We start from the raw sequence: 21,654 nt of genomic DNA, 5'->3' as shown, positions 1-21,654 counted from the left end.
GCACCTGCGGTTACGTCCAGCGGCTGGCGTAAAAGCTGGGAGGCAGTCCAGTCTCCTGGACCTTCTGTCCCGGCTGGGGCGCCTCGATGCAGCGGCCGCCACCGATGTACATGAGAACGTGCTGCGGGTCGCCGTTGTTGAACTGCTTGGCAGGAAAGATCAAGTCGCCTGGGCGGATATCCTGGGGGGCCACCTTGGGCAGCTGGTTGTACTGCTGTGAGGCGGTGCGCGGAATCTTCACACCCGCCTGGCCCGCCGAATATTGTGTGAGGCCGGAGCAGTCGAACTGGTCGGGACCCTCAGCGGCCCACACGTAGTCGGCCTTGCCGACCTTCGACCTCGCGACCGCAATCGCTCGCTCTGCGGCCGGTGTCGCCCCAGCGGTGGCCTGCTGGGCCTGCTGGCCCGCGATGTTGTGCAGATACTGGTTGCTGAGCAGGTTGATCGCCGCGGCGGTCTCGCTGGCGTTGCCGTTCGTGGCTGAAACGATCGTGTGCGCCTTTTGCAGTGCGGCGGTGAGGATTTGGTGGACCCGCTCGTGTCCGGCCTTGGTGTAGGCCTGGGTGCCGACCTCGGCCAGCGCCACGTTGACCTCGCGGATCAACTTCTCCATCGCCTGTTTGTCGACCTGGTTGTTGCCTGCGAGGCGGGTGATGTAGTTCGCCAGTTGGTTGTCGAGAGTGTTGAAAGCGTTGACGAAGTTGCTTTTCCAGAGTTCGTCTGCCTTGATTGCGTCGGCCGTCTTGCCGCCGCCCATCTCGCTGATGCCGAGTTCCTTGCGTAACTGGGCGATTCGAGGGTCGTCGGTGGGGCCGTCGCCATAAGCCGCGGCCAATAGTTTCAAGACCTGCATCGCACGCTGTGCCTCGGGAGTCAGACCGGAATTGCTGATCTGACTCGCCGCGCCAGCCGGATTGCCGTTCCCTGCACCGCCGCCCGCCAGCCCGGCGAGCGCCTGACCGATCATCGGCAGCGCCGCCATCGCCATGGTGCCCGCCCCTAGCGCGACCGGCGCCCACTGCGCGATCGTCTCCGCATCCGGCAGCTGGATCGCGGGCGTGGGTGGCGGCGCGGGCGGCGGCGGTGGGGGAGCGTCGGGCGGTGGGGTACCGTCCGGCGCCGCGGCGATCGCAGGTCCAGCCGGGGCGGAATCCTTTGCGCCGGGCGCGGTTGGTGCGACAAGGGGCGCGGCGGGACCAGGGGCGCTACCTGGCGGTGCGGGTGTCGTACCCGGTGTGGTGGGGGCGGGCGGATTCGTGCCTGCCCCTTGCTGTCCCGGAGTGGTTCCGTTTGGCGTGCCTTGGCCAGGTCCGGCGACGCGCGGTCGTTCGGTAGTCCCTGACTTCTTCGCTTCCTTGTTGCCTTCGGCGTCCCCGTCGCCATGACCCTCTTCGGTGGCCGGTGGCTCGGGGTCCACCAGCCAAAGTTGCTCAGGGGAGGTCATTTCCGTACCGCCGGTGCTGCGGCAGTGGCGCCGATTGTTCGCCGTGTGGAGCGGTGCGGGCTCATCGGGTGCCTCCTCCTGCTCCTGCCCGGATCGTTCGGCCGAACTCGGTGGTCACAGGCCATTCGACAGACGTATTTCTGATACCGATCATCCTGACCGGTGCCGCTCGCACATCCGTTCCCATCGTTGGGAATCCTCGACAATATTGGGCATGACGAGCCCGTGGCAGGCACAGCGCCGTAGTCGATGTGGCCGCCCGGCCGGTGACCCGACGGCGGCGATGCCTCGGGTGCACGGAGAGGAGTTCTGATGGGCGGCTTTTGGGATGGCTTCTTGGACGTCGTCGGCGACGTGGCCGAATTCGCTTTGCCTGTAGTTGGCACCGTGTTCGGTCCCGGCGGTCGTATGCTCGGTGGAGCTGTGGGAAATTTGATTGATGAGGCGCTGGATGGTGACATCCATAGTTTCCAAGATTTCGCGGAAACGGCGGGGATGGGTGCGGCCGAGGGGTTGCTTGGTGGAATGGCCGGTGGTGTGGTCGGCAAGCTCGTCGGCAAGCTCGGCGGGAAGGTGATTCCCAGCCTCAGCAACCTGAGCACGGACACGATCAAGCTGGGTTTCAAACCCACCAGGGCCTCCGATTGGTCGTCGGAACTCTTCGTCCGTACAGGGCAGATTCTCGCGAATCCTGGCGAGATAGGCAAGGGTATCGGCGCCGGTGCCGGACTCCTGGTCGGGGACGCGATTCGCGGAGAAGACAAACCTAATCCGGTGGTTATCCCGGTGCGAGACCTCGTGTAGTCGCCAGTGCTGCGTAGTGACTCGGAAGGAGGTGTGGCGGCGTGGAAATGCGTACGATTCGCATCCCTGACCGGACGAAGATAGAAGAGCAATTCCCCGATAATCCGGAGCTGCACTACGGTCGGAATACCGAGGAGTTCCTCGAGCAATTGTTGCCTATATTTCGCGGATGGCACACCGCGTTCGGCCCTGGTTCGCAGACCGACCCGCCCACTAAGCAGCAGCCTCCCGAAGTCAAGGGTGGTCATTCCAATTTTGAGGCTTACGAGACGGCAGCCTCAAAACTGAGGGACGCCTTCTTTGCGCTGAATCAGAAGGGCGAGGAACTGTTGCCCGTGCTCCGCCAATTGCGCGAACAGAACACGGAGGGCGTGCGGAGCATCGATACGTTGATCGTGCGGATGAACGCCAGCGCGGAGAAGCCGCCTAATCCGCCCAAGAAAGAGGACGACTACATCCTTGGCTACGTCGCCGAAGCCCTCGATGAGGGATCCAAGGCGATGGACAAGGCGAGAGGCGTCGTCGCTGGCCTGGTCGGCAGGATGCCGCAGGTCAACCCGACCGGTAACCCCAATCCCACGCTCAACCCGCCGCAGCAATCACCCCAGGTGCAGCAACCACCCCCACAACAGCAGCCGCCGCAGCAACCACCACAGCAGCTGCCGCAGATTCCGACGGCGCAGCCACCGTCGCAACAGCCGAGCTTCCAACAACCCCCGCGTATTCCGGGGCTGGACGACCCGACTACCAAGCCGCCCAGCAATTCTGAGGCGTTGGACAAAGTCAACCGGGCGATCGACAACCTCCAGAATCAGGCCCGCAATGCGCCACCGCCCCAATCCAACCCGCCGATGTCACCGTTCGGCTCCGACATGGGCATGGGCGGGATGGGCGGCATGCTCGGGCCGCTGGTGAATGCCATGAACCAGCGGCAGCTGGCCGATCCCTTCATGAACCAGCGGCCACCCGATCCGCGACGCTACGACCAGCCCCCGCCTGCGCCTCCCAAGCAACAGCAGGCTGCCGCACCACCGGCTCAGCAGCAACCGGCCAAACCCGGCACGCCGACGACCGCTCAGCAGATCTCGAACACGTCCTCGACGCCGAACACATCCAACGGGCATCCCGGCACGACGCCAGCGAAGGGTCCCAACGCCGACGGCAAATGGATCTTCGACTACCCCGCGCCCGACACACGCTCGCAAGAGGTGTCGCAGACGGTCTACGACGCGCTCAGGGTGGCGTTTGCCGACACGAGCGGTGCAGGCGCGATGCACGCCTACGAGAAGACGAAGGCCAAGTGGACCGACGACAAGCAGATCGGGAAGCGCGTCGATCCCAACGAGTTGATGACCGGCGATGTCGTCATGTGGGACAAGCGCACCGCGCTGCTCGTGGTGTTCCCGCCCGACCAGGGCGGCACGGTGGAAGCCATCGTCAACGGCGAGAAGAAGCCGCTCGCCGACTTGATGGCCAAGGAAACCACCGCGTTCGGCGAGTTCCTCGGGTTCGCCCATCCGGCGGGCATCGAGCTGGCCGCGGCGAAGGGCTCGAACACGTCGATGGTGGACCCGGGCGTCGCGGTGCCTGCCGTGACCACCGCGTGAGCGAAGTGTGAGAGGAGGCTGCCATGGCAGGGCTGAACGTCGACCCAGGTGAACTGGTCACGGCCGCTTCTCAATTGGCGGAGGTCGCACGGGCGGCGGGCGGGGTGCTGCCGAACGGGTGGGTGCCGCCCGCTGGCGCCGACCCGATCTCCCAGGCGACGGTGCCGCGGCTCAATGCCCAAGCCGCGGCGCTGTACAACGGTGTGCTCACACTGCTCGACCGAATCCAGCGCACTGCCAGTGATATCGGCGCTTCCGCCCAGGCATACACGCAGGTCGACGACGAGAATGGCAGGACCATCGGCGGTCGTGGCGGGTCGCTGGTCACCAATCCGGTCGGCGCCATCACGCCGCTCGCACTGCGGCGCCCGCCCGGCGCGACGCCGCCGACCGGGAGCGTCGCGGTCGACCCGCTGATCTTCGCCGAGCAATTGCGCGCTGGCCCCGGGCCAGGCCCTGCGGCCGGATACGCCGATGCGCTGCGGACTTTCGCGGGCGTGCTGGAACTCGGCATCGGCACGCAGGTCAGCGGCGCCGCGGGCGCGATGCAGAATTGGACTCCGACCGGCACCAAGGCGGCCGCGGTGCTGGAAAAGTATCGCAGCCAGCTGGCGCAGCTGACGGCCGGGCTCGGGTCGCTCGCCGACGACGTCGACAACTACGGCAGGGCATTCGGCACCGCGAAAGCCAAACACCCTACGCCGCAAGAGATCAAAGCCACGCGCAAGGAACTCGTCGCCGCGATGCGGTCCAAGGACGAGGTGCGTATCCAGAAGGCGCTCGCCGAATTCCAGGAACAGAAACTGCGCTCGGCCGAGACCGTTACCGGCTATTCGGCCACGGTCGAGGCCGATGCACCCGAGGCGGCGGCCAGAACCGCCGCCGCGTCGAACGTGGCGGCGGCCAACGGCAATGGTGGCGCCGGTGACATGAGCATGCTCAATTCGCTGCTACCGACGATGATGAGCGCACTGTCGGGGGCGGCACCATTGAGTCAGCTGGCGAACCCGGAATCCGAGTACGCGTCCGACCCGTATAACTACTCCGACTACGGCCTGCCGGACTATTCGAGCGCGGGCACGCCGAGCTTTTCCGATTCAGGCGCGCCCACAGACACCAGTGCGGGCTTTCCCGACCCGAGCTCGACCAGTGAACAGTTCAACGTCGCGGCAATGCCGACGGTCACGTCCGCAGGCACCCAGAGCGCGACCTCGAACCCGATGCCGCGCGCGCCGGTGATCGAGCCGCTGGCCGGATCTCCGATCCGCGGCGCGAATCCCGGGATGTCCTCACCGATGATGCCGTACATGCCGATGGCTCCTGGGATGGGGCAACCCGGCGGCGGCAACGAACGCAACCGGGTGGTGGCCTGGCATCCCGACCGACTGATGTACGTCGACGACACACCGCATACCGAGCCGGTGATCGGGGAGCGGCCGAAGATCGCGCCGACCGTCACCCCGGCGACCCCGGCGCCCGCACAGAATCCCTCGCAATCCGGAGGTCAGGCATGAACGATATCCACCCCGACGTGCAGGCGGCGCTCGACGCCGCCAGGGATCTGCGGCATCGAATCGCCGAGCTACGGGAGCGGATCGACGGTATCCGGGCCCGCAGGCCTGGGCTGGACGGCGCGATCATTCCCGAGGTGGATGCCATGGGCAGGCTGCTCAACCTGTATCTGGCACCGGGCACGGTCGATCGCTACACCAGCGCGGAACTGGTCACCGAGATCATGGCGGCCATCAGGGAGAGCACCGCCGACGCCGCCCGCCAATACCAGGTGATCATGGACACCGTCCCGACCGATCCGGCCGAATTCTTTACTGCCACGGCAACATCCGGGCAGCAGCCATGACCGAATCGGGCGGCGTCACCGTCGCCGACACGGTGCGGTGGCTGCACGAGGAAGGCCTGGTCCGGTTGGCGGGGATCGGCGCGCGGGCGTTGAATCCGCTTGTCGCGTACACCATCGACGTGGCAACGGGCACCGTGTCCGCGCATCCGGACACCGGCGGCGAGATCGGCGCGGATGTGGCGACGCTGGCCGCGGACGATCTGCCCTTTCCGGTCGGCACCCCCAAGCGCCTGACGATCGTCGGCGTGACCACAGCCGAATCGGTCCTGGTCGTCGATCTCAGCGAGTTGCGCCGCATCGCCATTCACGGCGATCGCCCCGAAATGGCCGCGCGCGCTTGGGCCATGCAACTGCTGCTCAACCCGGATATCTCGCTGACCACCAACAGCGCCGACCTGGTGATCGCCGGAAGTCCGCGCTGCAAGCAAACTTTCATTCCCGGTAGCGGTTCGACCGTCCTCAACGTCGACGACAAGCACCCGCCGGTCACCACCGTGTGCTTGAACCCGGCCACGGACGAGATCGACCATCTCGACCTCACCGAGAACGGCGGCGAGCTGTATCTCGGCGCGCGGTTCTGGCAGTTGCGCCAGATCATGCGCATCACCGATGACGCGTGGGCGGCATTGGCCGCCAGGCTCCAGGCACCGCAGGAGGAGGCGTCGAGCAATCAACCGAGGCCCGACCGCGTATCCGCGCCCGACGAAAAGCTTTCGGAGAGTACGACATGAGTGACATCGATCCCCTCGATCCGGATACCCCCGGCGCCGACGAGCCGGACTGGCGCGCCATGGTCTACGAGGTATTCAATCCCGACCACACCGCCGGTGTTGCCTGCAACCGTGACGGCGAAATAGTCGGGTTGCACATCACCGACGAGGGCAGGGACAACGGCGATGCCTGGCTGGCCGCCGAACTGTTGCGGCTGGCTCGGCTCGCGCACGCGAAATCGCGGGTCGGGCTGCGCGCCGAGATGGCGTACAAGGGCACGCTGCCGTCCACCATCGACGCGTTCGATCTGCCGACCGAAACGTCGTACCGGGCAATGGAACAGGCCGAGTTCGGCGCGAATACGCCTTGAGCCGAGGCAATCCCAGGCAGGCAGGACCCATCATGCTGGATATGGACGACCCGTCCGAGGTGCTCGCGGCGGCGAGCCGCTTCACCGGCGCGATCGGCGCCGCGAATGGGCAGGTCGCCCGAGCCGCGCAGGCGCTGACGCCGCGCGAACATCCCGGTTCTGCGATAGACGACGCCCTGGTGGATCGCGCTGCGTGGGTCAGGGCCAGCTTCGAAAAGGCGCTCGCGGTGAGCGGCGCTCGCGCGGCGGCCGTTTACCGCCGCGCGCTGGTCACCGTGCGCGCCCTCGAGGATGTGGACGCGGTGGGTGGCGTGCGCATCGCTGGATCCGAATCGAACTGAGGCTTATGGAACCCGAGCGCCAGAGTCCCTACTGGACCGAGATCGTGGGTGACAACTGGCCGATGATCGCTCCCGCCGAATGGCGCGGCATGGCCGCTGCCGCGCGGTCGGCTGCCGCCACGCTGGATGTCGGCGCCGCCGAACAAGCCAGGAATGCCTTCGATCAGCACGTCCGTGCGAGTGCGGGGCTCCAGTCGGTCAAGGATCAGATGCGGTTGCTGCAGCCCGATCCGCAGTCCTTCGCCGAGGCGCTGGTCGCGACCGCGGTCGCCTTCGAGGAGTTCGCGGATCTCGTTGCGCGAACTCGCAATCGGATCCTCGACATCGTCGCCGCGGCCACCGGCCGGATCGCCGAGGTGAGTGCGGCTGCCGACGACGAGCGCGGATCAGGCGACACAGCCGATCCTGCCGCGGCGATCGCGGGCATCGTGGCCGCCGCACGTGCCGAGGTTCGCGATGTGGTGCGCGGTGCGCTGAGCGCGATCGGTCCGGTGGGGCTGCCCACCCTCGACGTCGTCTCGGACACGCTGGGGCAGCCGGGCCCGTGGGACAATCGAAAGCCGTTGCCCGGTCCGCAGACTCATGCCGTCGACCGGCCGCCCAAAGCAGGTGGCCCGAATGATGAAGTGTCGCAACAGAGTGACCCGCTGGGGTTGATCGAGTCTGGGCCACCCTCGCTCGCGTCGCCGAACGGCGAAGCGCGCGATCGGATTACCGCGCCCGCGGTGTTCGGGCCATGGATGGTCGACGGCCATCCGTCCGAGAGCACGCCGGTCGGCACGCCCCACGCAGTACCGGTGCATTCGACCGGACCCGCAGGCGCGGGCGGCGCACCGGAAGTCGGTGCGCATCGGGCCGAAGCGAGCGCCGACAGCGGCGCCGCGCCGGTCCATCACCCTGCCGCAGGCGACAGCGAAGCGTCAGCCACGTCGCGCTCGCCCGGCGGCGTTCTGGAATCCCGTGCTACCGAGCGCAATACGGACACGCCGGTACCGGGTGATCAGGACGACAGCGCGTCGGTACAGCCCACCGTTGGTGCGACTCCAGCGGTGGGAACCGCCGCTGGTGCGGTCCCGATCGCGGCGGCCCTCCCGTTCCTGCCGCAGGCAGGTTCGCCCGCTTCCCCTGGAAGTGCTACCGCGGCACCGGTGTCTGTCGGTTCAGCCGACCGACCCGGTCGCCTGTCCGCCCCGCTCGCCGACCAGCGAGCACCCTCGGTGGATCCGAGGGCACTAGGCGCGAACGTGACGGCGGACGCGAGCACCCCCGGTTCAGGCGCCCGCGGGCAGTCCAAAGTCCCACCGGCACACCGGGATCCACTGCTGCCAGGGACAACCGATGGCGCCGATACGATGCGCGGTGCGGTAGCGGCCGCGATGGCCGCCGCGGCGGCTCCCACATTCATGGTCGGCGAGCGCGTCGACGGGGATCTGCAGTTGGCCCGGACATTGCTCGCGGACGTGCTCGCGGTCAGCGAGCCCATCGCGCCGTGGCTGCGCTGGGCGGTGGCGGTGCTGCGGCACTCCGGCGGCGTCAGCGCCTGCGCGACATCGAACGAGGGCCGAGGCTGGATCCCGGCGGGCATCTTCCTGCCGAAGGCAGTCTCGACGCCATGGGTGTGGGCACTGACCGACGATGCCCCCTGGGAGGCGGTGGCGGATCCCGCACGGATACTGGCCGAGTTCGGCCTTGCCTGGGGCCGCAAGTTCGGCGGTCGGCTCACGGCATTGGCATCCTCCGCGCCGGTCGATGGGCGCCTGCTCGAACAGTTGCCCGGTGTTTCCGTGGTGAGTCCGGTGCGTGCGGCGACCGTGAGCACACTGGCCGAGCCTGGACCGGAACTGCGCGACCGGCTCGGCGTGGTCGGCTCGCGGCAGCTGCAGGATCGCGCCGCCGCGGTACCGCAGGAGCTGATCGGCGCGCGCGTGTTCACCCTGGCCAAGGACGCGCACATCCGGGTGGGCAGGGCCGCGGCCGATCAGGCGGCAGCGCTGGGGGCCCCGGCACTGCGTGCGCGCATTCTGCGCACCATCCAGAAAGCTGCTCCGGTACCGGAAGAATGGTGGGCCGAGCTCCGCGATACCGACGATTTGCTCGCCGCGTCCGCGCTCGCGGGCCACGTCGATGTGACCGGTGTGTTGTTGGGGGAGTTGCGGTCCGAGCGAGCCGGTCTTTCCGAATCAGGGACATCGGTCGTGCGCGACCTGGTATTCGAACGGCGCTGCAACGAACTGGTGCTGCTTTCGGCGAATGCGTCGAATCTGCAGCACATGCGTGACGCCGTATACGCGCACGCCCAAATTCTCGGGCACCCATTGTTTGTCGACACTGCGGAATCGGCCGAGGCGAATCGCCGACGGCCACGCCGGGTGATCAGCACCCGGCGGGAACGCTGACCGCCCACCAGTGGGAAGGGCAGACAATGAGTGCGTCGGCGGTGGGAAAGGATCTGATGGGACATGCCGGAAAACATCGACATCGACCCTGCGGTCCTGCGTCAGCTGGCTAGCCAGCACGACCGGGTCGCGGCCGACACCAAAGAATGGGCGAAACAACCCGAGGAGTGGCTCAAGGCCTTTCCGCAAAACTACGGCACGATCGCCGATCCGGTACACAAGGCACTGCTCAACTACTACGAAGCACGCGAGCGCGCCGGTCTGCAGCTCGCGGCGGAGCACACACGTATCGCGGAGAATTTGCGCCACTCCGCCGACACTTTCGAGCGTACCGACCAAGATGCCGGCGCGAATGTCAAACGCTCGCTCGACGGGCCTGACAGCAATGGGGCGCCGCATCTCGGCCCACTTCCGCTCAACGGCGGCGGGCCCGTACCGCCGAACACAGCGCCTGCCCCCGGTGGCCGACCGGGCGACGCACCGGCGGCAACGGGTGCACCTGGCAGCTCGAACGGTGCACCGACGGGAGCGGGACCGGCGAATGGCCGGCCGAGTGGGCTGCCGGATTCCGGAACACCGGATTCCCACGTCGCCGCGAGTTCGGCCAACGGAACCTCGGCCAACGGAACCTCGGCACCCTTGTCCTCCACCGCACCCGCAGTGCCGGGCAGTGCGGCGTCGAGCACGGTGCTGCCCCCTCCGGTCACCTCCGCGCCCGGTGGCGTCGGCGGTGTCGGTGGCTTCTTCGGGGACGACCGATCGTCAACGGCCGCAACGGCAAATGGGCAGCCTCCGATGGTTCCACCGATGCCGGTGCCGACACCGTTCGCCGCCGCGGTGGCGCAGGCAAGGGACAAGGCTGCCGAGCCGGACTACGTGCTCGGCAACGGGACAAACGACGATCTGATCGTTGCCCGAACACTGCTGCAGAGTGTGCTGGCCGCGGTGGATGCCGAGGTCGGCATGGCGTTCGCGGTCTCGGTGATGCGCGGGCCGGAGGGCGTCGGCGTCTTCATCACCTCGAACGAGGGCCGAGGGTGGCTGCCCGCGGGCTTGTACCTGCCCCGCGAGGTGTCCACTCCGTGGTTGTGGGACGAGATGCTCGGCGAGACAAGCGGATCGCCGTGGGAAGGCATTGCCGATCCGGCGCGAGTATTGGTGGAGTTCGGCGTGGTGTGGGGACCGAAGGCCAATGCCGCCCTGTCGGCGCTGGCCTCGTCGGGCCCCATCGATCCGGGCTTGCGTGCTCAGCTGCCCGAGGTCGCCGTCGAGGGCATGGTCGGCCCCGCCGACATCGCGGATCTGCGCCAACCGGCCGTGGACATGTCCGACCGGCTCGGCATTGCTGGAACCGTCGATTCACTGAAACTCGCTGCGTCTATCTCAGATTCGGCGCTGAGGGCGCGGCGCACCGAACTCGCCTACGACGCGCACGCCAGGGTGGGACGTGCCGGTGCGCCCGCCGTGGAGGCGCTCGAGGCGCGGCGGCTGCGCGAGCAGATCCTGGGGTTGGCGCAAGCCGAACAGCCGGTGCCACACCAGTTGTGGGAGGACCTGCGCGACGCGGACGGTTTGTTGATGGCCTCGATGCTGTCGCTGCGGGTGGATGTCGGCCGAGTCGACGTCGGCGCGTTGCGGATCGACGACGAGGCTTCGGCATTGCGCGCCTTGGTATTCGAGCGTCGATGCAATGAGCTGGTGCTCATGCTCGCCGCCGAGCCGACCCGGCAAACCCTGCGTGATGCCGTGTACGCGCACGAACAGATCGTCGGGCACACGAAGTTCGTCGAGCTGCCCGTGGCAGTGGCCGCGGCCGAGACCGCGCGGGACACCCGCGTTGCGGTCGACGTAGGCGCGGTCACCGCGCCCGGCGTCACCGCGGGGCCGCCAGCGGGAGTGATCAGCGCGCCCGTGGTGACTCCGCCGAACGGAAGCCGAGCTGAATGACGGAGACGGGAACCACCAATCCGCCACTGGCGACGACCACTTCGGCACCGCCGCCACCTGCGACGACCACTTCGGCACCGCCGCCACCTGCGACGACTACCTCGGCACCGCCGTCCGTGACGACGACCGGGACAGCACCGCCACCACCCCCACCTGCGACGACAACGACGCAGACGCCTACGACGCAGACGGGACAGGCACCGCAACCGCCGCCGCCCCCGGCGACGGCGGGGGTGGCGGCGGCGGTTGCGCTAGCTCCGAGCGACCCGACAAAACTGACTGCGGGCAATGCCCTGCCTGCCGACGGGCTGAAGAATGGCGACTACAGCCTGAAGATGGTGGACGGGAACCTGGTGCTGTCAGGTCCCGATGGCCGCATCTGGGATACGGCCACCAACGGCAAGGGCGGCTCGCTGTTCTTCCGGTCGGACGGGGCCCTCGATATCAGTGTCAGCGGTCCGTACGGTGGCTACTCGATCTGGCAGAACGGTCTGAAACTCGAGAACGTCGGCAGCCTGCAGCTGACCGACAAAGGCAAGCTTGTCATTCTCGACAAAGCGGGCAAAGAGATTCACGTCATCGCGGCGGCGGATGGCAAGAAGCACTACGGTGCCCCCACTGTCCACGTCCCGACTGGCTCGCCGCCATGGTTGAGGTCGTTATGCGAGGCGGTCACTGCCTTCTTCCGGAAGAGCTACGACACAATCGGCGCACTCAAGCAGGGCGACACCGATGAGCTGTTCAAGATGATGACCGGCCAAGGCTTGCTTGATCCACGCAAGGAGAAAAATACCGGGAAACTGGTCGAACAGTATTCGAAGAAGGGCGATTACATCGTCGGTGTGAAGAATCAGCTGCAACAGGGTAATGCGCAGATTCAGGTGCTTTCCTTGGACCAGATACCGCAGAAGATCGGTGAGACTCGGGGCAAGCTCGACGGGATCATCGACGAGCTGAACGACAAGCTGAGTCACCTCGACCCCGAGGCGGTGATCACCGGCAAGGAGATGAAGCCCGCCGCGGCGTCCGCGGCGGTCGACCTGCTCTATCAGGCGGTCGGTAATGCCAAGAAGGAACTGGACGCCGCCAACGCTTTCATCGCCGAGAAGCAGCGGGAGGTGAACAAGAACGTGCCTCCCGGCAGCACCGGCAGCGACCCGGGGACCGGAAACGCGCCCTTGCCCTCCGTGACTGATTTCCTCAGTTCCACTGCGCCACTTCAGGACATGAAGCCCCTGTTCCAGGACCTGGCCCCCGGTGCGGACCCGACGAAGAAGCCGACGGCGGGCCTCGATGCGTTGCTCAAAGAGCTCAGCGGAGCATCCTCGGCCCCTTCGCCGAACGGGAACGGTGGCGTGCCTCCCGGTGGCCAAGGGGCGAATCCGCTCCAGGCGTTGATGGGTATGCTTCCGATGCTGCCGATCATGTTGCAGCAGTTGATGAGCAATTTGCGCCCGCAGAATCCCGAGCAACAGCGCAAACCCAACCCGAACGATCCGAACCAACCGAATCCCGGAAATCCGGGCGAGGCGCCGCCCGGCGCGCCCGTGAGCGACACCGCTCCCCAGGGGCCGGTCACTACTGCGCCTGCCACCCCACCGCCACCACCGCCCGCGGGACGGAAGCCCATGGTGGAGATGAAGGTGGAGAACGTGAAACAGAATGTTCCCGAAGCGGTGGCACTCGCGGTGAACAAAGAATTCAACGACCCGAACGGAATTGACGCGCGCGACGCCTACTCGAACACCTCGGGGCAGGAGACCGCGGACAAGCCGTGGACGAAGGTCGACGGGACTCCCGCGACCGGCGATGTTGTGCAATGGACGAATGCAACTACCGGAGAAAAGCTTTCGGGCATCGTGGTGGTGAACGGCGATACCATCCAATTGGTCACGCACGGCAAACTGATACCGCTGGACTTGCAGAATCCGCCCGCCGCAGGTGGTGGGCCGTATGAATTCGCCGGATTCTTCCACCCGGCGGGTGTCGACGGCGACGAGGAACCGGCGAAGAAGCCGACCGCTCCGCCGAACATCAACGCCGTCGCACCGCCTACGCCTGCCCCGCCGTCGGCGCCTGCCGCACCGACCCCGCCGCCGCGTAAGTGACCGAATCGCGCAGGAGCGCAACAGCTTCCGCGCATTGGCAGACTCGATCCACGCATTCGGTACGCGAACCCCACATCGGCAGATTCGATCTCACGTCTCGGGGTACGAATCCGGATCGGCAGGTTCGATCTCACACATTGCGTGCGAATCCTGCACCCGTAGGGCGGATTTCGCGGATCGGCACACCGATTACGGATCGGTGCGCGGTCCGGCGGCGAAATCGCGCATGTGGTATCGGGTGACCGATCGAGCCTGCTCGCAGGGTTGCGGCACCGGATACTTCAGGCACGCACGTCAGGTTGGGCGGGTTGATTCGCGCGGCGTGGTTGATCGCCCGGTATTGGCGGAGCGCCCGTCTTGTCGGTGCCCGGTGCGGGCGATGGTGCGGAATCCGTATGCGGCGCAGCAGGATCAGCCGACTTCGGAGCATTCGGGGCGGCCGGATCTCCGGGTTTGTATTGCGCACCCTTCTTGTCGGCCTCGGCTTGTGCGTTCTCGTGTTGCTTCAGCAATTCAGGCACCATCGACAGCAACGGAGTCGCGGCCATCGGGATCATCGCGAGCAGCGGAAGCAGCGACGACAGGATGTCGGGACCGCCGCCGGCACCGCCTGCCCCCGAAGCACCGCCTGCCCCCGACATGTCGCCGAGCAGGCCCGGCCTGCTGTCCTTCGTATTCGAGTCCCCCGCGATCTGGGTGTTCATTCGGTAGGTCGACGAAACCCGTTGGAACACCTTCTGCACCGTGGCGGCGATCTGCGTCATGAGCGGCGCCTCGAGCGCGGCACGGGCCTGAGCGGTGCCCGCGGCAACCAGCCCGGGCTCGGCGGCCAGGAGTGCGGCGTTGAGGTCGGCGACGTATTTCTGAATGTCGCGTAGTGCCTGGTCCCCGCCACCGGCGACGACGACCGAGGTGGTCGCGACCTGCTGGTCCATGCCGAGCAGCGCGGTGCGGCGGGCGCCCGCATTCGCGAGTGCGTCGAGATATTCGATGGTCGACTCGCCGTCCCCGGGGTTCTGGTAAGCCGTCGCCGGAAGCAGTTGCGCGGCGCGTGGCGGTGGGCTCGGTTGTGCGCGGCCCCACAGTGCGACCGCACGTTGAATGGCGGCTGAACAACTTTCGGTGAACTGCACCAGCCTTGGCGATGCACCTTTCGGTGTGTACACCGTGCAGGCGCTCGACGCGCTGTTTCCGCTGAACAGCGTCTGCGCACCAGCAGGATCGGCAGCGGTGGTCGGATTAGTCACCATTGCCGATATCCACCTCCCGGAATTTCCTCATTCGATTGTCGTTGCTTCCCGATAATGGGAAGCAGAATCCGGCGTTCAATGCATGGATGCCGTCCGGTTTCTTGTTTGGTCCCCAGAATTGGGAAGCGGTGACTTTTCACTGGCCGCACAATATGTAGACCGGAATCTGGAGGCTTTCGTGATGCGCACGAGCGAGACGGCCGAATGTCGCCGGACGTGACTGGCGACCTGCAGGCTCTGCTGCGAACGATGCTCGGGCTCTACGGGTCCGGGCAACCAGCCCTTGCCGACGTGTCGGCAACCCAGTCCGAGTCCCGCACCGCCGACCTGGCGTCGATGACAGGTGTCAACGTCAATAACTATGCCGGTCGGCTGGACATGCAGGCCGCCGTCGCCGCGTCGCAAGCGGACCGGGACGGTGTCGTCCACACTGCGGTCGGTTCGACCGGCGACGGCACCGCCACCGGCCGCGGCAAACTGGCCCATCACATCGCCGATTTCGACTCCAGGGTCCAGGCCATCGCTTCGATCGGTGATTCCCGTTTCACCGGGCCCGCACTGCTCGCCGCCGCGCAGAGCACCATCGGTAACGCCACCAAACAGGTGAATGCCGATGTGGCCGCGGCACAGCGGCAGGCGGCGCGGATCATGCCGCCTGCCGTGCCGAAAGCAGTGATACCCGCGCCGCGCCGGGCCGTAAGCACTAGCAGAGCACGCAGCCGCAACCGGCCGCGGCTCGGTTCACCGCAGCGGCCTCGTCGCCGCCCTCCGATCCCCTCCGACGGCACCGTGGGGGGAGCGGCCGTCAGCGCCGCCGAGGCCTATCTCGGCACGAAATACGTCTGGGGCGGCGGAAATTTGAACGGTCCTACCGGCGACGGTTTCGATTGTTCCGGATTGACCAGGTACGCGATCGCCCAGGCCACGAACGGTGAGGTGATCCTGCCGCGCACCACCTACGACCAGATACACAGCGGAGTTCGGGTGCATCCGCAGGATGTGCAACCCGGTGATCTCGTGTTCCCGGCCAGCTCGTGGAGTAGGAAGGGGCCGGAGCACGTACAGCTCGCCGCGGGCGGCGGCATGGTCATCGAGGCGCCGACTTTCGGTGTTCCGGTCAAATGGTCGCAGATGCCCGCCGATGCCGTGGTCGTTCGAGTGTTGGGGTCCGGCAACGGAAGACAGGTGTAGCCAGGGGTGGCCATCGATCTTCCGCAAGAGGTAGCGTTCGTCCTCAACATGATGGGCGTGCCGTGGCCGGACGTGAACGAGGACGACGTACTCAAGCTCGCGGAGCATGTGCGCACCTTCGCTCAGAATGTCGCGAACACCCACGAGGCAGCGACCGGCACCATCACCGACATGGGCTCCGTCTATTCCGGACACTCGTATTCGGCGTTGCTGTCCAGTTGGGGCCGGATGAGCAGCACCCACATGGCCGACCTCGATCAGGCGTGCCGGATGGTCGCGCGGGCATTGGAAATGGCGGCCAATGCCATCAGTCTGATCAAAGTGGTGGCGATCGCCGAAATCGCCGCGCTGGCGGGTACTTATCTGGCGGTGCTCGTCACTCCAGGCGGAGGCCCGCTGGCCCCCTTGCTCTCGATGGCGGCACGCAAAATCACTACTCAGGTGGAACAGTCCGTGGTGGCGTACGTCCTGGCCGAGGTCGTCTCCAAGGCGCTCGAGCCGTTCGAGAAGGCGATCGACGACATGATCAAGGGACTGGCGTACAACGCGGCCAGCGATATCTTGGACGTGCCGGACAGTTCGTCCAAGCAGGCTTTGTACATCGAACCCGATGAGGTCCTTCGCTACGCAGGCGTCCTCGACGCCCATGCCGACGACATCCTGCAGCATGCCGCCACCTTCGCCGATTCGGTGGCGACCCTGGACTTCTCGATGTATAGCGGTGCGGACGTCCCAGTCGTCTCGCCCGACGCTGTGTCCGGCCCGCCGCTGCGCTTGCCGCTCGATCTGCCGTTGCTCAACGTTCCCGATATGGCTGCACTGCTGAACAGCAGCCCCGAGCTGCCGCGGGCGTCGATCGACACCGACGTGGCGCCGATCGGCGAACGGTCGCCTGATCTCACACACCTGGGCAGCGACGCACGCCCCGCCGAATCCGCCGCGGGCTCCCCGCACACGGCAGCGCCCGCCGGGCTCGGACCGAATATGGAATCTGCTGCGGCGCACAGTGGTTCGCCAGTCGGGCCGGGGCTGTCCGATCGTCAGCCGTTGGTGTCCGGCGCGGTTGACGAGTCGGCGACCGGCCGCGGTCTCGGGTCTGGCGAGGATGCGCCGACCGGAGGCTCGACAAGGCCGGATCATTCCGGGTCCCTTTCGCAGGGTGAACACGCCATCGGACCACTCACCACCCCCGTCGGCGCTGGCACGCCGAATGTCATTGGTGGACAATTCGTTCAGTCCGTTGATGCAGGTGGTCGAACGCCGGGCGCTGTCGACAGCACAGCCCACACCGCGCCGCAACACGGTGCATCACAACAGGGCTCGCCGCAACAGGGTGCACCGCAATCGCCGGGCGGTCGTGGTGCGTCCGGTCCTGCTACGCCATGGGCCCGCGCGGTCAGGCCGACATCGAAGGGCAAGGCCGCGAAGACGCCGACCCCGCCACCGGTCACCGCGCCCTCCGATGCCGGATCGGGCCGCACCCCGTGGTCGAAGCCCGATCGCGAACCCGACGCGGCGAAGGTGTTTGCGCCAGGCGGCGGTAAGACCGCTGGGGGCGACGCACCCGAAAACGTCGATGTACCAGCAAAGGTCAGCGCACCGGCAAGGTCTGAGGGACCGCCGAAGTCCGATGCGTCGGCAAAGATCAACGTGCCGAAGCATTCTGATGGACCGGCGCGGTCTGAGGGGCCCGAAAAGTCCGATGCACCAGCGAAGTCGGGTGGGTCTGAGAGGTCGGCGCGGTCCAAGGGGCCGGAAAAGTCTGATGCGCCGGAAAGGTCTGATGCGCCGGCGAAGTCCAGGGGACCCGAAGAGTCGGGGGAACCGGCTGAGTCCGAAGGACCCGAAAACCGCACCGGCGGAGACGAATCGACTGCTGCGGCTCTGGCCCGTTCTGCGGTGACCGTGTCGGAGGGCCTGCGCCGATGATCGGCGTCGAACCCGGGTGATCCGCGGCTCGCGTGCCCGCCGACTATCCGATCAGGTACGCGAGCTCGTCCTCCATGGTCGCCACTCGCCGGGCCGCCGATTTGTCGTCGGCGGCCCCGACCACGGTCACCTCGATGCTCAATCGGCCGCGGAAGGTGATGATGACGTAGTTCGCGACTTCACGCTCGGCTGCGGCAACCGGTGCGTGCTGCGCTGCCGCCTTCCCGAATATGCCACGGAAGTCCACGATTTCGAGCCCCGACGGGTGGCGCGGCTCGGACAGCACGCCCCAGTTGGTCGAGGAAACTACCCGGCTCGGTCCGGTCCCGGCGATCCCGGCTTCGAGGGCGGCCGGAAAACGCAGGCCTGCCCGGTGCACGCTGCCGTCGAGCAGCCCGGCGCGCAATCGATGGTGCACCGCCCGCGCCAGGCCGACCAGGGCCTGGCGGGCACGCGCAGGCTCGTAGATCGCGTAGCCGAGCACGTTTGTCGCCGTGGTCTTTTCGACGGTAGGCAGCATGCGGGTGCGCATGTCCACGGGATAGAAATAGGTCAGCGTGGTGACCGGAACGCGCTGGATCGCCGCCTCGGTGCGCAGGATCGCGGCCGACAGCATGGCGTTGACGGTCAGTCCGCGGCGATGGCCGAACGTGATCAGTGCCGAGGTGTCCGCGCTGTCGAGTCGAAGCCGCGCCGAGCACACCGTCGGCGGTTTCGGCACGGTCGGTGCCGGACGCACGACGGCAAGCCTTGTCGCGGTCGGTGATTCGTCGGACATCGGTGCGATGCCGCGCGCTTCCGAGAGCGCCTCGAACGAAGTCGGAAACGCATACGGCCCGTTGGTGACCGCGCTGCCTGCCACGAGATCGGTGTAGCAGGACCAGAAGTCGGCCACCATGGCCAGTGCGTGCCTGCCGTCCGCAATGGCGTGATGCACGAGCAGCGTCACCGCGGTGCGTTCGGCGTTCTTCACAATGTGCAACCCGGACAACGCGTACTGCGGATCAATGCGGGCGCCGGCCAGTGGGTCGTCGGTGTCGCCCGCGCGGACCGTGACGCCGTGGTGCGGGCCCGGGGTTTCGACGAGCACGACGTCGTGACCGACCGACTGCAGGCGGGCGGTGAGCGCCGGGTAGCTGCGGGTGAGGACCTCGTATGCCTGAGCGAGCAGCCATGGATCTAGGTCGCCGCGTACCAACGCCGAGTAGCCGACCACCGTGCCGAGGCGGACGAACGTCCGTTCGCTGGAGGTGAGCGGGCGGATAGCACGTGGCTCGGGCATACGCTCCTCTAACGCGACAAGATGTTCGATCGCCACAGGCAGAGGACCGCGTCGAGGGGGTGGGTTGACAACGATCCTCTGCCCGGGCACATGACGACCACTCCGCTCCAGGTTGGTCGTCACTGAGAGGGGAGGGCGGGGATGAGGATACCGCCTTCCCGAGGTCAACTTTAACTATATACAACGGCACGATCAATAGCGTCCTGGTAAATAACGGTAAATAGATCGCGCGTCCAGCGAGGGGTGAGATCGTCGCGCCGGTGCGGGAATTCGGCTGCCGATGGTCGGCCCCGTGTCCCCACTGCTGGGGGGACGCTGCGTGCAACCCGGTCGCACAATGGGAACTTGGGTCGCTCGGCGGGGTCGATCCAACCACGAAAGTGCGGCGACTGACCGAGGCATGTGGTCAGTCGCCGCACTAGGGAAGGTCGGCGGCCAGAGCCTTCAGGGAACCGCCGACGAGATCTACTATACCTCTAGTTGGCGGTAATATAAATAACGGCCCGGTAAATAACGTCACATTAGCTACCGGATTCGCCCTCGTGAACGGCTCCGCAATCCTTCCCTCTGCTGGGAATGGCCTGGTCCGTTCGCCCTCGTCGGACAGCTATGGTCAAGCCCGAGATCGTCTGAAGGGAAGTCCGAGTTGACAGCGGCTGAGGACGCGTTCTACACGGGTGTGCAAAGTCTGGGATTGGTCGCCGGTGGGGTACGCAACGACGAGCACGCGGCAGCCGCCTTCCTGGCGGCCACCAATCTTGATCCCGACATGTGCGATGCCTGGCTAGGGCGCGCGATGTCCGGCGAAGTCACCGCCGAGGTGATCTACGGCGCCTACCGATCGGTGCACAATCTGTACCGCGATCAGCAGCGCGCGGGACTCGTCGATCGTGCATTGTGGTGCCAGGTCGAGATCGGCATGTACGGCCTGCGCGCCGCGATGGCCGATCGCGATCAGATCGCCATCGCCCAGGCCTGCTCCTACGCGTCGGCGGGCGAGTGGCGCGAGGCCGCCGCGATCATCGAGGACGTGCCGCGCGACGACGTCGCCGAATTCGTGCGCATGTCACTGTTTTTCCGCACCAGCCAGTGGACCGAAGTGCTCGCCATGCGCACCGCCAAACCGGTGCTCGAGGACGGGTTGCTCGATATCGCGGCAGAGTTGATGTCGGCCCAGTCGCTGGCCCATCTCGGTCGATCCGGCGAAGCGCTGCCGCGCGCGCAACGGATCGTGGAGGAGGCCTCGTCGGGCAACCTGTCCTACATCTGGGCGGACGCGCACTTCCTGCTGGGAATGTTGCTGCGGCAGAACGGGGATCACGAGGTTGCCGAGAAGGTCCTCAAGGGCCTGCAAGGGTCGGGACTGTGGCAGGACCGCCCGCAATGGCAGCGCGCGGTCCGGGACAAGACCTATCAGCTCGAGATCACCCCGGCCGAGGTCATCTCCTCGCGCACCGACAAGTGGGACCCCAAGTCCGGCGACGATCCGGCCGAGGTGGCCGCCACCGCCGCGCGCGCCGAGCGGGAAACTCTGCTGGCCGAGGCGTCCGAACTGCTACGCGCGCAGATCGGCATGGATTCGGTCAAGGAGCAGGTCGATCGGCTGAAGTCCGGCGTGCTGATGGATCAGGTCCGGGTCAAGCGTGGACTCGCCGTGGATTCCAAGTCGCAGCACCTGATCTTCTCGGGCCCGCCCGGCACCGGTAAGACCACCATCGCGCGGGTGATCGCCAAGATCTTCGCCGGTCTCGGCGTCGTCGACAATGCCGACGTGATCGAGGTGTCGCGCAACGACATGGTCGGCACCCATCTCGGCCATACCGCGCCCAAAACCAACGCGCTGATCGATTCGGCGCTGGGCGGGGTGCTGTTCATCGACGAGGCCTACACCCTGATCCAAGAGGGACTTTCGGGCGGTGACGCCTTCGGTAAGGAGGCGGTCGACACCTTGCTGGCGCGGATGGAGAACGACCGCGACAAACTGGTGGTGGTCATCGCCGGGTACGACGACGAGATCGATCGATTCCTCGGCTCCAACGAGGGACTCGCGTCTCGGTTCACCAAACGGATCCGGTTCGCCAGTTACGACCCCGACGAGCTCGTCCAGATCGCCGATCACATTGCACAGAAAAAGGATTCGATCCTCTCCGAGGATGCGCGCGAGGTGCTGCGGACCCGATGCGCCGACTTGGCGGAGCGGCGCAAGAACGGCCGGCGCCTGATCGACCTCGCAGGCAACGGTCGTTTCGTGCGCAACGTCGTCGAGGCGGCCGAGGCCGAGCGCGACTATCGCTTCACCAGGGAAAACCTGGATATCGGGTCGATGTCGGATCAAGAGCTGATGACCATCGACGCCTTCGACATCACCACCGCGCTAGAGGGGCTGGCGCGGACCACGTAGGTCTGGCGGAAGGAA

The 21,654-nt window shown here is 66.6% G+C and carries 16 protein-coding genes; 13 read left to right on the top strand and 3 right to left on the bottom strand.

Translation table 11 applies throughout. From position 1 onward, the window contains the following. Positions 1-10: 10 nt before the first annotated feature. Positions 11-988, bottom strand: coding sequence for a C40 family peptidase (locus ACGFNJ_RS14610; RefSeq protein ID WP_393447323.1), 978 nt, complete (start codon positions 986-988; stop codon positions 11-13). A 768-nt stretch (positions 989-1,756) separates the two neighbouring features. Here ACGFNJ_RS14610 and ACGFNJ_RS14605 point away from each other — a divergent pair. The 10 genes from ACGFNJ_RS14605 (at position 1,757) to ACGFNJ_RS14560 (ending at position 13,586) form a co-directional block, all read left to right on the top strand. After that, positions 1,757-2,248, top strand: coding sequence for a hypothetical protein (locus ACGFNJ_RS14605; protein WP_393447321.1), 492 nt, complete (start codon positions 1,757-1,759; stop codon positions 2,246-2,248). A gap of 41 nt (positions 2,249-2,289) precedes the next feature. Further along, complete coding sequence (locus ACGFNJ_RS14600; protein WP_393447319.1) at positions 2,290-3,855, top strand: hypothetical protein; 1,566 nt, start codon at positions 2,290-2,292, stop codon at positions 3,853-3,855. Positions 3,856-3,878: 23 nt separating this feature from the next. Then, complete coding sequence (locus tag ACGFNJ_RS14595; RefSeq protein ID WP_393447317.1) at positions 3,879-5,369, top strand: PPE domain-containing protein; 1,491 nt, start codon at positions 3,879-3,881, stop codon at positions 5,367-5,369. Beyond that, a complete protein-coding gene (locus ACGFNJ_RS14590) occupies positions 5,366-5,713 on the top strand; it encodes a hypothetical protein (RefSeq protein ID WP_393447315.1) in 348 nt (115 codons plus the stop codon). Before ACGFNJ_RS14595 ends, ACGFNJ_RS14590 begins: the two co-directional genes overlap by 4 nt. Then, on the top strand, positions 5,710-6,444 hold the full coding sequence (locus ACGFNJ_RS14585) for a hypothetical protein (RefSeq protein WP_393447313.1): 735 nt from the start codon (positions 5,710-5,712) through the stop codon (positions 6,442-6,444). The genes ACGFNJ_RS14590 and ACGFNJ_RS14585 overlap by 4 nt, the downstream gene beginning before the upstream one ends. Then, the gene (locus ACGFNJ_RS14580; protein WP_393447311.1) at positions 6,441-6,794 is read left to right on the top strand and encodes a hypothetical protein; all 354 of its coding nucleotides are present in this window, start codon (positions 6,441-6,443) and stop codon (positions 6,792-6,794) included. The genes ACGFNJ_RS14585 and ACGFNJ_RS14580 overlap by 4 nt, the downstream gene beginning before the upstream one ends. A gap of 32 nt (positions 6,795-6,826) precedes the next feature. Further along, the gene (locus ACGFNJ_RS14575; protein WP_393447309.1) at positions 6,827-7,135 is read left to right on the top strand and encodes a hypothetical protein; all 309 of its coding nucleotides are present in this window, start codon (positions 6,827-6,829) and stop codon (positions 7,133-7,135) included. A 5-nt stretch (positions 7,136-7,140) separates the two neighbouring features. Then, entirely contained in the window at positions 7,141-9,531 is a 2,391-nt protein-coding gene (locus tag ACGFNJ_RS14570) for a hypothetical protein (RefSeq protein ID WP_393447306.1), read from the top strand. A 63-nt stretch (positions 9,532-9,594) separates the two neighbouring features. Then, positions 9,595-11,478, top strand: coding sequence for a type VII secretion target (locus ACGFNJ_RS14565; protein ID WP_393447304.1), 1,884 nt, complete (start codon positions 9,595-9,597; stop codon positions 11,476-11,478). Positions 11,479-11,711: 233 nt separating this feature from the next. Further along, positions 11,712-13,586, top strand: coding sequence for a hypothetical protein (locus tag ACGFNJ_RS14560; RefSeq protein WP_393447302.1), 1,875 nt, complete (start codon positions 11,712-11,714; stop codon positions 13,584-13,586). 281 nt (positions 13,587-13,867) lie between these two features. Here the strand turns inward: ACGFNJ_RS14560 and ACGFNJ_RS14555 are convergent, their stop codons facing one another. Continuing rightward, positions 13,868-14,836 (bottom strand): hypothetical protein, encoded by a 969-nt coding sequence (locus ACGFNJ_RS14555; RefSeq protein ID WP_393447300.1) that lies wholly within the window; start codon positions 14,834-14,836, stop codon positions 13,868-13,870. Between the two features lie 216 nt (positions 14,837-15,052). Here ACGFNJ_RS14555 and ACGFNJ_RS14550 point away from each other — a divergent pair, with 216 nt between their 5' ends. Together ACGFNJ_RS14550 and ACGFNJ_RS14545 are read left to right on the top strand one after the other, a co-directional pair. Next, positions 15,053-16,027: a C40 family peptidase gene (locus ACGFNJ_RS14550; protein ID WP_393447298.1), complete on the top strand. Its 975-nt coding sequence runs from the start codon at positions 15,053-15,055 to the stop codon at positions 16,025-16,027. A 6-nt stretch (positions 16,028-16,033) separates the two neighbouring features. After that, positions 16,034-17,956 (top strand): hypothetical protein, encoded by a 1,923-nt coding sequence (locus ACGFNJ_RS14545; RefSeq protein ID WP_393447296.1) that lies wholly within the window; start codon positions 16,034-16,036, stop codon positions 17,954-17,956. Between the two features lie 43 nt (positions 17,957-17,999). On the opposite strand, the gene ACGFNJ_RS14540 is transcribed toward ACGFNJ_RS14545, so the two are convergent. Further along, complete coding sequence (locus ACGFNJ_RS14540; RefSeq protein WP_393447294.1) at positions 18,000-19,238, bottom strand: hypothetical protein; 1,239 nt, start codon at positions 19,236-19,238, stop codon at positions 18,000-18,002. A gap of 646 nt (positions 19,239-19,884) precedes the next feature. On the opposite strand from ACGFNJ_RS14540, the gene eccA reads away from it, so the two are divergent. Beyond that, on the top strand, positions 19,885-21,639 hold the full coding sequence (gene eccA, locus ACGFNJ_RS14535) for a type VII secretion AAA-ATPase EccA (protein WP_393447292.1): 1,755 nt from the start codon (positions 19,885-19,887) through the stop codon (positions 21,637-21,639). The last annotated feature ends 15 nt before the right edge of the window (positions 21,640-21,654 follow it).

It is taken from the genome of Nocardia sp. NPDC049149 (genome assembly GCF_043197455.1).
Classification (GTDB): domain Bacteria; phylum Actinomycetota; class Actinomycetes; order Mycobacteriales; family Mycobacteriaceae; genus Nocardia.
Note: the sequence above shows the minus strand (reverse complement) of the source record. Positions and strands in the feature narration are given on the sequence as shown.